Origin of the sequence: Pseudomonas californiensis (assembly GCF_021147775.1) — a bacterium.
Taxonomy (GTDB): Bacteria; Pseudomonadota; Gammaproteobacteria; order Pseudomonadales; family Pseudomonadaceae; genus Aquipseudomonas; species Aquipseudomonas californiensis.
In genome coordinates this window covers 71314-84952 of sequence record NZ_JAGTPK010000017.1, presented here as the reverse complement: position 1 = coordinate 84952, position 13639 = coordinate 71314, and the positions used below count along the sequence as shown (strand labels likewise).

Below are 13639 nucleotides of genomic sequence, written 5' to 3'. Positions count from 1 at the left end.
TCAGGCAGAGTACAACCAAGGGAAGATGATGATCATGACTACCAGCCAGACCAGCTGGAGCATGATGTACCAGACTTGCTGACGCAGCTGTTTGAGCGCGCCCTGTGTACGTAAGTCCCAATCGCGCCCGCCTTTATCCACAGGCTGCAGACGCAGATCGCTTAGCACCTGATCCAGTTCCTGAGTCAGGTCATTGAGCTGGCTGGGGTGATCAGCCATGTATTGGAAGAGGTCCGCGTCAAACGCGACACGAAAAGCCTGGGATTTTTCGAGCATCCCGGTCAACACCATGGCCACGATGGTCATCGTGAACCATGGGTTTATGTCCGAGGTTATCCAGAATTGCGTCAAACCGAGTGCAAGGCTCAACACCAGCAAGCCTGTGGATAAATTATCCAGTGACTTGCCGCGTCTCAACAGCGACGCCACGACGTATAAATGCATTGCTGACGACATGACAAATTCCTTTTGTGGATAAAGCCGGTTGCCGCTGTCAGCGCGGCTTCAGATGCTTGATCCTGAGCAGTCGATACGGAACGCTTGCAAGATATCCACATGCCCGCTGCGCAACACCACCTGAGGCTTGGCTTCACGAATCGTCGCAATGGCGTTATCCACAGAGTCGGCGCGCCCGCTGTACAGCAACCATGCCGCCACGGCCATGGCGCTGCGGGAATAGCCCAGCGCACAGCACACCAGCAACGGACCCTTTGTACGCAAACGCTCAATGGCGTCAGCAGCCTGCTTACATTGCTCGGCGGTGAGCGGCACCAGATCCAGCGCAGCCACCTGTTGATATCCACGCTTGCCCACGTTCAACGGCAGTTCGGCACACATATCCACAACTGCAGCAAATGGCTGCAACTGGCGTGAGTCGGGTAAACGTCCCAGCCAAATGTTATCCACAACCTGCAGCGGGTCGGGCCGCAACCTTGTCCACAACCGCGAATTGATCCATGCGCCTGTCAGGTAGGGCGCCATCAACCAGCAGGCGGCAGGGGACAAGCGCCCATCGGCGCGTTTCTGAAACCCGGCAGCTCCCAACAGCAGGTAGTTCAGTGCCACCAGCAGCAACGCCACGGCGGACCACATCAGCCACAGCCAGCCGCCCCTGAGGATGAATGCCAGCGCTGCCAGCAACCCCGCTCCGATGCCGTAGTACAACGCGAGCTTGAGCCGCTGCGTCTCACGTGTGAGACGTGCAGCGAGTAACGGGCTGCGTCCCTCGTCCGGCCACAGCCATACGCAAAACCAGCCGGCCAGCGCGCCTGTGGGCAAGTCAATGAAGTGATGCTGATAGGTGGTCAGCACTGAAATACCGATCAGGACGAACCAACCGTGCAGCAGCCAGCGCCATGCAGCATGAAAATGCCGGGCGTAGCGATCAAAGCAGACCCACAGCACCACCAATAGCGCGATGTGCAGCGAGGGCGCCTGATTGAAGGGCTTGTCGAAGCCCGCCAGCACCGCAAACAGCCAGCCGAAGACGCCGTCCAGTTCTGGCCGCTCGAAAGTGAAGCGCAGTGGCCAAAGCAGAAAGCAGCTCACCGCAATCACCTGCGCGCTGAACAGGCGCAGTGCGTGAGTATCCAGTTCCCGGCGTGTCAGACAGGCGAGCAGCGAAAAGCCGTAAAGCAGGTCGATGGACCAGTAAGGCACGATGGTCCACGCCCAGAACGGCATGTGGTTTTCCCATTCGAACGCCAGTGTGCCAACGTCGCTGCGTTGCGCCGTGTACCAGGTGGCAAAGCCGTAACTGGCGAAAAAGAACGGCGCCAGCACAACGAGCCAGACGACCGCCCGTTTCCAGAGGCCCGGTTCACGCAGGCTGTTCACTGAATGCGCTGCGCGAGGGACACCGTGAAAATCCCCCATTCGTCCACGCGCTGGGTGATCTTGCGAAAGCCTGCGGCTTCGACCAGTTGGTCCATCTCGGACTGGCTACGACGGCGCATCACCCAGGCCTGACCTTCTCGGTGGCTGGTCAGTGCACGTGCGATCAGCTCGAGTTGTGGGTGCCATGGCTGACCGGTGTACACCAGATAACCTCCCGGCTCGACAGCTGCCGCGAGCCCGGCAAGGGAATCGCCGACCATCTGGTTGCTGGCAAACAGCTCGTAAAGGCCCGATACCACGGCCAGGGTTGGCTTGGGGTCCAGCGCGGCGAGGTTGTCGCGATCAAAGGCGTCACCTTTTACAAAGCGCGCGACGTCTTCCAGGTCCTTCTGTTCGATCAGCAGGCTGCCGTCACGCACGTTTATGTCGCTGTAGTCACGCAGCAGGATCGACTCAGGCAGTGGATCGACGCCCTGCAACGATTCCAGAATGTAGCGACCATGACCGGCTGCGATGTCGACGATACGCACCGGTTTGCCCTGATTGCGAAGGTGCGCCATGGCCAGACGCAGCAGCTCTTCAGCATGCAGCTTGCGTTGGCGAATACCGCGCCAGCCGATGGATTGCAGATAGTTTTGATCGATGAGGCGACCCAGCTTGCCCTTGCCGGTCGGTTTGTTGCGATAGACATAATCGAGCGTGCTGCCGGAATCGAAACCGGTATCGAAGCCCAGTTTCACACCTGTGGATAACTTGCTGCCCAAGCGCATGCTGGCGCGCGTCATGCGCCAGTACAGGTCACGCAGCGAATTGTGCGGCAACGGCGCCGCCAGCTCTTCGGACTCGGCGCAGGTCACGCCCAGGCGGTCAGCGTCCAGCAGGGAAGGGCGGTGCGCGGGAAACTCGAAGTTTTGCAGGATGAAACGCCGCGCGCGGCTGACGGCCAGATGGCGATCTTTTTCGCCGAGGGTGTCATGGAAGAATCCCGGCAAGATGTGTTTCTCTTTGCGCACGCTGCCCAGCCGATCGAAAAAATCTTCCTGCGGCTTGCGATGCACCACGAAGTCAGCGCCGGATATCAGCACCTGAGTCGGAATCTGAATCGCTTGAGCGTCGGCAACCACGCGGTCGGCGGCTTCATAAAGACCCAGCAGCACGTTCACCGAAATGGCCTTGGTGATCAGCGGGTCGGTGTCGTAGGAAGCAATGCGCTGTGGGTCATGGCTCAGGAAGCGCGCCTTGACGTAACTGTTGACGAAGAAGTTGCCTTTGAACTTGCGCAGCAAGGCCAGACCGGAACGGGCGAAGGGCACATACAGCTTGACCTTGAAGGCGGGCGAGGCGAGAACCAGTGCGCGGATCTTCGGCGCGTAATCGTGTGCCCAGGTAGAGGCGATGACTGCGCCTACGCTCTGGGCGATGACCGCCATGTTGGTTTCTTCGATCTCGAAAGTGGCGCTCAAGTGGTCGACGAAGGTCTGCACGTCACGGACGCTGGTCGCAAAACTCGGACTGTCGCCTCGAGCGCCCGGCGACTGGCCGTGACCACGTGCGTCCCAGGCGAAGAAATCAAAGCCCGGCAGGTCCAGTTCGTCGACCAGATGCGCGATGCGTCCCGAGTGCTCATGACCCCGGTGAAACAGCACCACGGCTTGCCGCGGTGTGTCAGGGCTCAGGTGTGCAGCGGGCCAATGGCGGTAGAAGAGTTCAACCCCATCGTGGGTAGTGAAGCGACGATCATTCACATCACGCATTGCAACTTCCTTATCCGAGGGCTTTTGGCTGCTTATTCTTGAGGCGAAACAGTCTCGCTCAGACCGCGTTTGACACGGTTGAACAGGGTGTAGACCAGCAGGGCACAGACAACGACCAGTACGCCATTTATCCACAGGGCTGGCAGCCAGCCCAGCGCGACGCCTGCGCCGAGTACGCCGAAGACCAGGGCGCGATCACTTTTGCCCATTGGGCCATCGTAGCGGCGGGAGGCGCCGACCATGGGGCCTAGAACGCCCGCGTACTCGCTGAAGATCGCCAGTAAGGTGACCAGTAGCACCAGCCCGAGGCTGACGTCGGGAATCAAGGCGAACGGCAGGAACAGCGCACTGTCGGCGATGACATCGGTCAATTCGTTGAGGTAGGCGCCGAGCCTTGATTTCTGGCCGAAATCACGGGCCAACATGCCGTCGATGGCATTGAGCGCCATGCGCACAATCATCCACACCGGGATCAAGGCAAACACCCAATAGCGAGGTATCGCGATCGCCACGAGCGCCCCGACCAGCAACGAAATTGCGCAGGCCGCCAATGTGACCTGATTGGCCGTGACGCCTCGGTCATACAAGCGCTGCACCAGAGGGCGCAGCAGGTTCTGAAAAGCGGGTTTGAGCTGATAAATAGAAATCAACGCGAGAGCATCCGTGTCTGTGGATAACTATGGCCATGCGCAAGCGAAGCGGCGCAATCCCGGACGCTAGTGAAACATAATGTGACGCGTATCACGCAGTGGTGTTTGTGCAATGTGTCTCACCGTGAACAAATTCGTGGCGCCAACAGGGTGGCTGGCGCTCAAGAGGCGGTACGGATGCCTAGCGCGCAGGCTTTTGATCAATAAATAACCAGCTCCGCCTATGTCTTGGAGAGCCACCACAACCCCTTGCTGAACCTTACGAAAATTTCACCATGTGTGTTACACCATAACGCTATGCTGCGCCGGCATTCAGATGCCTGCACAGGCCTGTCGGCAAGACGATAATCAGCGGGTTCGGGGTAGTAATGCGGGTTGATCTGGACGGTGAGCACGCAGGCCTCGAAGGTCTGCCGCGTTTTCAAATAGCAGCACAACAGGCAAGACGCCTGGCGCGGTTGACGTATGTGACCAGCGGGCTGGGCGCGTTCGGGCTGTTGCTGGCGCTGTCCATCGATCTGTTTTCCCCTGGTTCGTTATGGATGGCGGTGTGGGCCAACAGCGCGGCGGCTTTGTTCCTGCTGACTGCCGGGCTGCAGTCCGCCAAATCTGTGTTCATGTGGCGTGCACAGGCATTCAACCCTGTCATTGCCGTGGTGCCGAGCGAAGTCGAGAGCGCGCCAGATGAAAACGGCTGGTACGAACGGCTGCTGACGCGCCTCAGTGATTCGGGCGGCTCACTGGTCAGCCATCTGGGCGTGCCTACGCTGTGGTTGGTCGGTTGGGCATTGCTGGCGCTGCTCAGTATCCAGTCCGTCTGGAATCTGTCGCTGGCAGGCAGCAATATCTCCTCGATGGGCAGTGTCGCTGGCGGTGCATTGTTGCTGCTGACCTTCGGGTTGTTGGTCTTCGAGCGCCAGCTGAACAGCGAACTGGCGAGCCCATGGCCGGAAGCTGGCCCTCTCGCGCAACTGGTGCGCATGGTGTTGATCGTGCTGGTGGTCAGCGCGATATGTCTGTTTTTCTCCAGCGCCGACCGAGTCTGGCCAGCACGGCTTGCAGTCTTGATCGGTTTGCTGCCAATGCTGGTGGCGCTCGAGTTTTTGCTGCGTGCCGTGCTCTCGCTGTTCAGCCCCCGCAACGAACGCCTCGAACCGCGCTTGCTGGCCAGCAGTTTTGTTGCTGATCTGCTGCGCTGGCCGCCCCGCCCTTTACTTGCGTTGCAGCATGAGCTGCACAATCGCTTTGGCATCGATCTGCGTCAGATCTGGGCTTTCACCTACATGCGCCGGGCGTTTCTGCCGGTCATGGCGGTAGTGGCTGTGTTGGGCTGGGCATTGAGCGGGGTGCACGAAGTGCCGATGCAGGGCCGTGGCATTTACGAGCGGTTCGGCAAACCGGTTGAGGTCTTCGGTCCGGGACTGCACGCCGGGCTGCCGTGGCCTTTTGGTCGTGTGCTGCCCGTGGAGAACGGTGTGGTGCATGAGCTGGCGACCAGTGTGTCAGCCGCCGAGGCTGCCGAGCAGACCCTGGACCCTGCCGAGGGGCCGCCGCCTGCCAGCGCCAACCGTTTGTGGGATGCCAGCCACATCAATGAAAAGTCCCAGGTGATCGCCAGCAGCGCGGGCGCCAAACAGAGCTTCCAGATCGTCAACATGGACGTCCGTTTCGTTTATCGCATTGGCCTGAACGACGCGGCTGCGATGGCATCGGTGTACAACAGCGCCGATGTCCCGGCGTTGATCCGTAGCACCGCCAGCCGGGTGCTGGTGCATGATTTCGCCTCACGGACCCTGGATGAGTTGCTGGGCGAGCAGCGCGCCGGCCTGGCGGATGACATCGGTCAGGCGGTACAGGCTGACTTGCAGCGTCTGGACAGCGGTGTGGAAATTCTGGCTACCGTGGTTGAGGCGATCCATCCGCCCGCCGGTGCCGCCAATGCGTATCACGCCGTGCAAGCTGCGCAGATCGGGGCGCAAGCGCTGATCTCCCGCGAGCGCGGCGCGGCCAGCGACAAAGCCAATCAGGCCCAGCTCACTGCCAGCATCGCTCACGATCAGGCCAGTGCCGGTGCCCGTGAAGTGCTGGCCACGGCGCAAGGCGCAGACCTGCGCTTCAGTGCCGAGCGCCAGGCGTATGGCAGTGCAGGCCAGGCGTTTCTGCTGGAACACTACCTGACAAGGCTCACCGAAGGCCTGGGCAACGCGAAGCTTCTGATACTCGACCACCGTCTGGGCGGCGATAACGCGCCGACCATCGACCTGCGTTCTTTTACCCCACCGGCAGACCCAACGGCGCCGCGTAAAGCCGTTCAGTAAGGAGTCGTCTCTTGAGTCTGTTCCATCATCATCACGATCACAGCGATCATGACCACGGTAGCCACGGCCACCATCATCACCACGCGCATGAGCCGGCAGCGTCTGCCGCGTTTCCGTGGCGACGGGCAGGCCTGGCCGCACTGCTGATTGCCTTTGCCATCGCCGCCGCGAGTCTGGTGCAGGTGCGTTCGGGGGAGGCCACGGTGATTACCCGTTTCGGCAATCCGTCACGCGTTTTGCTGGAGCCCGGCCTGAACTGGCGCTGGCCCGCACCCTTTGAAGCGACGATCCCTGTGGATCTGCGCCTGCGCACCACGTCCAGCGGCTTGCAGGACGTCGGCACGCGTGATGGTTTGCGCATCATCGTGCAGGCCTATGTGGCGTGGCAGGTGCAGGGTGATGCAGACAACGTTCAGCGCTTCATGCGGGCGGTGCAAAACCAGCCGGATGAAGCCGCGCGGCAAATCCGCACGTTTGTCGGCTCGGCACTGGAGACCACAGCCAGCAGCTTTGACCTTTCCAGCCTGGTCAACACCGACGCCAGCAAGGTGAACATCACGGCGTTCGAGAATCAGCTGCGTCAGCAGATCGATCAGCAACTGCTCGCGACCTATGGCGTGCGTGTTTTGCAGGTGGGTGTTGAGCGCCTGACGCTGCCGTCTGTGACGCTCAACGCGACCGTGGACCGTATGCGCGCCGAGCGGGAAACCATCGCTACCGAGCGCACCGCTGTGGGCAAACGCGAAGCCGCGCAGATTCGCTCGGCAGCCGAGCGCGACGCGCGAATCGTTGAAGCCGATGCCACGGTCAAGGCCGCAGAGATCGAAGCACAGTCGCGGGTCGAGGCGGCGCAGATTTACGGCCGCGCCTATGCCGGTTCGCCGCAGTTGTACAACCTGCTGCGGTCGCTGGATACCCTGGGTACGGTGGTCACACCCAGTACTCGTCTGATCTTGCGTACCGATGCTGCTCCGTTTCGTGTGCTCGTTGACGGCCCGCCAGCGCTGGACGCCAAAAGCGGATCGCAGCCATGACCGAGCCTGCTGTCGACGCACCTTCGCGGTTGCCCGCCAACGGCCCGTGGCTGCAAGCCAGCCGCCTGGCGTTCATCGGGCTGTACGGCGTGACACTGCTGGCGGCGCTAGGCTGGATCACCTCCAACGTGCGACAGATCGATCCGCAAAATCGCGCCGTGGTCATGCGCTTCGGCGCGCTTGAGCGGATTCAGAATGCGGGCTTGCTGACCGCCTGGCCACAACCGTTCGAACAGGTCGTGCTACTGCCCTCGGCGGATCGGGTTATCGAGCGGCGGGTGGAAACCCTGCTGCGGTCATCCGATGCGCTGAAAGCCGACGAGATCGCGACCCTGGCGGCGCCGATGAGTGACGCACTCGCAGGCTCCGGTTTCCTCCTGACCGGGGATGCGGGTGTGGTTCAACTGGACGTCACGGTGTTTTACAAAGTGACCGATCCCTACGCATTCGTGTTGCAGGGCGATCACGTGTTGCCTGCGCTGGATCGGCTGGTCAATCGCAGCGCCGTGGCACTGACTGCCACGCGTGATCTGGACACCATTCTGGTCGCGCGTCCCGAACTGATCGGCGCAGATAGTCAGGCAGCCGAGCGGCGCGAGCGGCTACGTGGGGATCTGGTGCGCGGCATCAACCAGAGTTTGCAAGAGCTGGCGGCGACTGGTCTGGGTATTGGTGTCGAAGTGGCGCGGGTCGACGTGCAATCAAGCCTGCCAGGGCCTGCCGTCAACGCGTTCAATGCCGTGCTGACCGCCAGCCAACAGGCTGATCAGGCCGTCGCCAATGCGCGCACTGACGCTGAAAAGCAGACGCAAACCGCCAATCAACAGGCCGACCGAACCCTGCAAGTGGCTCATGCCCAGGCATCGGAGCGGCTGGCCAAGGCGCAGACCGATACCGCGACCGTGGTCAGCCTGACGCAATCAGTGCAGAACCGCAGCGATCCTGGCCTGTTGCAGCGTATTTATCGTGAACGTGTGCCAACCATTCTGCATCAGGCTGGCACGGTTACCACGGTTGATCCCAGAGACGATTCCCGCTTGATCATTCAGGGAGCACAGCCATGAGTGGCGAAGCCGTACACACCCATGAACCTGCCATACCGGAAGCCGCAGGCAGCATGCTCAGTGGTGAAGAGCGCCGCAGCGCCGCCCGGCAACTGACGCTGGCGATGCTCGCGCTGGGCTTGCTGGGGCTTGGGCTGGTCTGGCGTTTTGTCGCGCCCGAACAGAACGGTGTCAGTCAGTTGCTGCTGGGGGCTGCGTCACTGCTGGTCGCGATACCGGTGGTCAGCGCTGGCTGGCACAGCCTGCGGCACCCGAGCCTGCACGGCATCACTGATCAGTTGATTGCGCTGGCGATGCTCGGCGCCTGGGCCACAGGCGATCTGATGACCGCTGCCTTGTTGCCGATCATCATGATCTTCGGGCATGTGCTGGAAGAGCGCAGTGTGATCGGCTCGCAGGAAGCGATCGAAGCACTGGGTCGCCTGACCCGCAGTCATGCACGGTTACTGGCGGCCGATGGCAGTGTGCGTGAAGTGGATAATGCGACCTTGAAGTCTGGCGATCAGGTAGAAGTCCGGGCCGGTGATCAGGTCCCGGCAGACGGTCGCGTGCTGTCCGGTCAGGCCAGTCTCGACACCTCATCGATTACCGGCGAGTCGGTGCCACTGGAGGCGACCGTCGGCGTTGAGGTGTTTGGCGGCGCCATCAACCTCGATGGGCTGCTGCGCATCGAAGTCACGCGGATCGGCGAGCAGTCGACGCTGGGCAAGGTTATTGCGCTGATGCAGAGCGCCGAACGTTCCAAGCCGCCGATCACGCGCCTGCTTGAGCGCTACGCCGGCAGCTACATGGTGCTGGTGCTGCTGATCGCAGCACTGACCTGGTTTATCACCCACGACGCGCAAGCGATGCTGGCGGTGCTGGTTGCGGCTTGCCCCTGCGCATTGGTGCTGTCGGCCCCGGCGACTGCCATTGCCGGTATCGCCGTGGCTGCCAGGCACGGCATTCTGATCCGCAGTTCGGCGTTTCTGGAAGAGCTGGCCGATCTCACCTCGCTGGTGGTGGACAAGACCGGCACCCTGACCTATGGCCGCCTGCGCTTGCAGTCGATACAGGCGCAAGGCGCGCAGCATCCAGCGTTGCAGGCCCTGGCCGCCAGCCTGGGTACAGCCAGCAGCCACCCGGTAAGTCGGGCGTTGGCCGGGTTGGTGGATAAAACCGCGTTGTGGCCTCTTACGGATATTCGTGAGCGTCAGGGGCTCGGTGTGGTGGCATCGACCGGGCAGGGCGATGCGGCACTGGGTCGTCCTGAGCTGTTCGAGCAACTGGGCATCACGACGCCTCCCGTCCCGGAGCATGACGGACCTTTGGCTGGGCTTTCACTGGATGGCGTGTTTCTGGCCTGGCTGTTGTTGGCCGATACTCTCAAGCCCGAAGCGCAGGCTGCGCTGCTTGAGCTGCGCGAACTGGGCATGGGCAGGCAGTTGCTCCTGACCGGCGACCGACAGGGCGTGGCCCACAAGCTGGCTCAGGAAGTCGGAATCACCGACGTCCAGGCACAAGCGCTGCCGGAAGACAAACTCAACCGGGTCATGGGCGAAATCGCCACCGGTTTCAGGCCCATGGTTGTGGGCGACGGTGTCAACGATTCTCTCGCCTTGAAAGCCGGCGTCGTGGGTGTGGCGATGGGCGCGGGCGGGGCAGACATCGCACTCGCTTCAGCCGATATCGTATTGATCGGCAGTGACCTGCGCCGCTTGGGCACCTGCGTGCGGTTGAGCAGACAGTGCCGCCAGACACTGCAGGTCAATGTCATCATCGGGCTGGGCTGGACGCTGGCGATTGTGGCGTTGGCTGCATTCGGTCTGTTAGGTGCTGCCGGTGCCATGGTGGCGGCTATTCTGCATAATCTCAGCACATTGCTGGTGCTGGGCAACGCGGGCCGTCTGTTGCGCTTTCAGGAGCCGTTGTCGAAGATGTAGCCGCTGCTCAGCAACACCGTACGGCGTGCATGCCTGCGGTGTTTATGCCCGAAACTCAAGCCAGTGCCTGACGTTAAGTATAAAAAATGGCTTGAGCTTTGAAGAACTCTGTTACAGATTAATAGTCATCTTCTCAGTGTGTGATCCAAATTCAGGCTGTCTTTTGGCTCGAATCAGTGGGCACAGGGCTGTTCCCGGACGTCGATTCATCGCGGTTTTGCCATCGCCAATAGCCTAGCGGCCCTTTTGGAGGGCTTATCTTGGATTACTCTTTTTCGAGTTTCTGGATAAGGGGTGATTTCGATGCTCATGCAACTTCCGCCAGCCTTGCAGAACCTTCATCTACCTTTACGGCTCAAGCTCTGGGACGGTCATGAAGTTGATCTGGGGCCCGAGCCCAGTGTCACTATTGTCGTCAAAGATCCGCAGCTGGTGTCCGATTTCACTCATCCAAGCCTGGACCTGTTAGGCAGCGCATTCGTGGAAGGGCGCCTGGAGCTGGAAGGCTCCATCAGCGAAGTCGTCCGTGTGTGCGATGAGCTCACTCACGCGTTGCTGGAGGATGACGAAACCGACGGTGCGCCGTCGCACACGCTGCATGACAAAGATACTGACGCGGCGTCCATTTCCTACCATTACGACCTTTCCAATGAGTTCTACCAGCTCTGGCTCGACCAGGAGATGGTGTATTCCTGCGCTTATTTCAAAACAGGCGAGGAAACCCTTGAACAGGCGCAGCAGGACAAGTTTCACCACCTGTGTCGCAAGCTACGTCTTGCGCCCGGCGAATATCTGCTGGACGTGGGCTGCGGTTGGGGCGGGCTGGCACGGTTTGCTGCTCGCGAATATGGCGTCAAGGTCTTCGGCATCACACTCAGCCGCGAACAGCTGGCACTGGCGCGTGAGCGGGTCGCCGCGCAAGGGTTGCAGGACCAGGTCGAACTGCAACTGCTCGACTACCGCGACTTGCCGCAGGACGGACGCTTTGACAAGGCCGTCAGTGTCGGGATGTTCGAACACGTGGGGCACGCCAACCTGCCGGTTTACACGCAGCGGCTGTTTGGCGCGGTGAAGGAGGGTGGTCTGGTAATGAACCATGGCATCACTGCCAAACATACCGATGGGCGACCTGTAGGGCGTGGAGCAGGCGAGTTCATTGGCCGCTATGTCTTTCCCAACGGTGAGCTGCCGCATCTGGCGATGATCAGCGCGCACATCAGCGAGGCCGGACTGGAAATCGTCGATGTCGAAAGCCTGCGTCCGCATTACGCCAGGACACTGGAGCACTGGAGCGCGCGGCTTGAATCCAGACTCGCTGAAGCTGCTGCCATGGTGCCCGACGCCACGCTGCGCATCTGGCGTTTGTACCTGGCCGGCTGCGCTTACGGCTTCTCCCGAGGCTGGATCAACCTGCATCAGATCCTCGCGGTCAAACCGTTGGCCGATGGCGGAACGGGTGGGTTGCCACTGACGCGTGAGGATATTTATCGTTGAAGAGCGTTGAGCCTACAAAATCGGCGATATCAACCGCGCTACGCGCATGCCTAACTGGTGAAGGCGGCGCGTCTCCTTGCTTTCCTGGATCGATATTTCACGGGCCAGTGCGAAGTCGGCGGTGAGCATCGTTTCAACTTCGCGTGAAAAGTCGCTATCCACGGTCAGCAGCATCAGTTCGAAGTTGAGCCTGAACGAGCGGTTGTCGAGGTTGGCGCTGCCAATCGCCGTGATTTCGCTGTCGACGAGCACCACTTTCTGATGCAGGAAACCTGGCTCGTAACGAAAAACGCGCACCCCTGCTCTGACAGCATCGAAGGCATACAGGCTGGAAGCCGCGTAGACCACGTAGTGGTCAGGACGGGAAGGCAGCAGCAAGCGAACGTCCACGCCGCGCAGCACCGCCAGACGCAAGGCCGCTGACACGGCTTCGTCAGGGATAAAGTAAGGGCTGGTGATCCACACGCGCTCTTCGGCGGCATGGATGGCCTCAACGAAAAACAGCGAGCAGGTTTCTTGCGCGTCAGCCGGACCGCTGGCCAGCAACTGGCACAGTACGCCATCTTCGGGGAACTCGTCGGGCAGGCTCAATGGCGGCAGTTCTCGGGTGGCCCAGAACCAGTCTTCAGCGAATGACTCCTGCAAGCAGGCCACCACCGGTCCTATCACTTCAACATGCGTATCACGCCAGGGTGCCAGAGGCGGTTTGAGCCCCATGTACTCATCGCCGACGTTGTGCCCGCCCATGTATCCCTTGAGACCGTCGACCACGACAATCTTGCGGTGGTTGCGAAAGTTGATCTGGAACCGGTTCAGCCAGCCGCCGTGTGTAGCGAAAGCCTTGATCTGCACGCCGCCTGCACGCAGCGTCTCGATGTAGGCGCCAGGCAATGCATGACTGCCGATGCGGTCGTAGAGCACAAATATGGCTACGCCTTGTGCTGCCTTCTCCAGCAGCAAGGTTTGCAACTGACGCCCCAGGTTGTCGTCATGAATGATGAAGAACTGAATGAGGATGGTTTGCCTGGCTTGGCGGATGGCTTCAAACATTGCCCCAAAACTTGCCTCACCGTTGATCAGCAGTCGCACCTTGTTGTTCGCCAGCGCAGGCATATGCCCAAGCCTGGGCATGGCACGCAGCGATGCGTAGGCGTCGCTGCGGCGTGCTGCCACCGCCTCTTCGATCCAGGGTCGCCAGTTCAGGCTGCCGATGGCAACGCGCATTTCCTGGTTCGCGTCGCGGCGTGCCTTGATGTAGGCATCAAAGGAGCTGCGTCCGAAGACCAGATACGGGATCAAGGTGAAATACGGAATGAACAGCAGCGGCATCGCCCAGGCGATCGCGCCTTGTGATGTGCGTACTGTCAGCAACGCATGGATGGCGGCACCGGTTCCCAGCAAATGAATGAAACCCAGGACGTAACCGAAAAAATACGGGTCGTGATAATCCATGTGGAACAATGCTCCTCGCCTTTGCTGCTTAACAGACCACAGCGGAGGGGGATTGTCGCTATTTTATTCCCGCTGCAACTGGGGAGCCCTTGTGTCGTCTAAGTCTCATCTCTTG

At 60.7% G+C, this 13639-nt stretch carries 10 protein-coding genes; 5 read left to right on the top strand and 5 right to left on the bottom strand.

All coding sequences use genetic code 11. From position 1 onward, the window contains the following. Genes KDX37_RS17680 through KDX37_RS17665 form a run of 4 tightly spaced genes read right to left on the bottom strand, consistent with a single transcriptional unit; the run spans position 1 to position 4240 of the window. Positions 1–456, bottom strand: coding sequence for a hypothetical protein (locus KDX37_RS17680; RefSeq protein ID WP_231654000.1), 456 nt, complete (start codon positions 454–456; stop codon positions 1–3). Between the two features lie 48 nt (positions 457–504). Then, entirely contained in the window at positions 505–1875 is a 1371-nt protein-coding gene (locus KDX37_RS17675; protein ID WP_264759294.1) for a phosphatase PAP2/dual specificity phosphatase family protein, read from the bottom strand. Continuing rightward, positions 1833–3590 (bottom strand): bifunctional alpha/beta hydrolase/class I SAM-dependent methyltransferase, encoded by a 1758-nt coding sequence (locus KDX37_RS17670; protein ID WP_231653998.1) that lies wholly within the window; start codon positions 3588–3590, stop codon positions 1833–1835. The genes KDX37_RS17675 and KDX37_RS17670 overlap by 43 nt, the downstream gene beginning before the upstream one ends. A gap of 32 nt (positions 3591–3622) precedes the next feature. Then, positions 3623–4240 carry a CDP-alcohol phosphatidyltransferase family protein gene (locus KDX37_RS17665; protein WP_231653997.1) on the bottom strand — a complete coding sequence of 206 codons (618 nt, stop codon included), beginning with the start codon at positions 4238–4240 and terminating at the stop codon, positions 3623–3625. A 368-nt stretch (positions 4241–4608) separates the two neighbouring features. Between KDX37_RS17665 and hflK (KDX37_RS17660) the strand changes: the two genes are divergently transcribed. The 5 genes from hflK (KDX37_RS17660) to cfaB all read left to right on the top strand — a co-directional run bounded on the left by hflK (KDX37_RS17660) (position 4609) and on the right by cfaB (position 12072). Further along, positions 4609–6558: a protease modulator HflK gene (hflK, locus tag KDX37_RS17660; RefSeq protein WP_231653996.1), complete on the top strand. Its 1950-nt coding sequence runs from the start codon at positions 4609–4611 to the stop codon at positions 6556–6558. Between the two features lie 11 nt (positions 6559–6569). Beyond that, positions 6570–7592, top strand: coding sequence for a protease modulator HflC (gene hflC, locus KDX37_RS17655; protein WP_231653995.1), 1023 nt, complete (start codon positions 6570–6572; stop codon positions 7590–7592). Then, complete coding sequence (gene hflK / locus KDX37_RS17650) at positions 7589–8656, top strand: protease modulator HflK (RefSeq protein ID WP_231653994.1); 1068 nt, start codon at positions 7589–7591, stop codon at positions 8654–8656. The genes hflC and hflK (KDX37_RS17650) overlap by 4 nt, the downstream gene beginning before the upstream one ends. Next, positions 8653–10578 (top strand): cation-translocating P-type ATPase, encoded by a 1926-nt coding sequence (locus tag KDX37_RS17645; protein ID WP_231653993.1) that lies wholly within the window; start codon positions 8653–8655, stop codon positions 10576–10578. The genes hflK (KDX37_RS17650) and KDX37_RS17645 overlap by 4 nt, the downstream gene beginning before the upstream one ends. 303 nt (positions 10579–10881) lie before the next feature. After that, the gene (cfaB, locus tag KDX37_RS17640; protein WP_231653992.1) at positions 10882–12072 is read left to right on the top strand and encodes a C17 cyclopropane fatty acid synthase CfaB; all 1191 of its coding nucleotides are present in this window, start codon (positions 10882–10884) and stop codon (positions 12070–12072) included. A 12-nt stretch (positions 12073–12084) separates the two neighbouring features. Here the strand turns inward: cfaB and cls are convergent, their stop codons facing one another. After that, positions 12085–13524 carry a cardiolipin synthase gene (cls, locus tag KDX37_RS17635; RefSeq protein ID WP_231653991.1) on the bottom strand — a complete coding sequence of 480 codons (1440 nt, stop codon included), beginning with the start codon at positions 13522–13524 and terminating at the stop codon, positions 12085–12087. Positions 13525–13639: the final 115 nt, after the last annotated feature.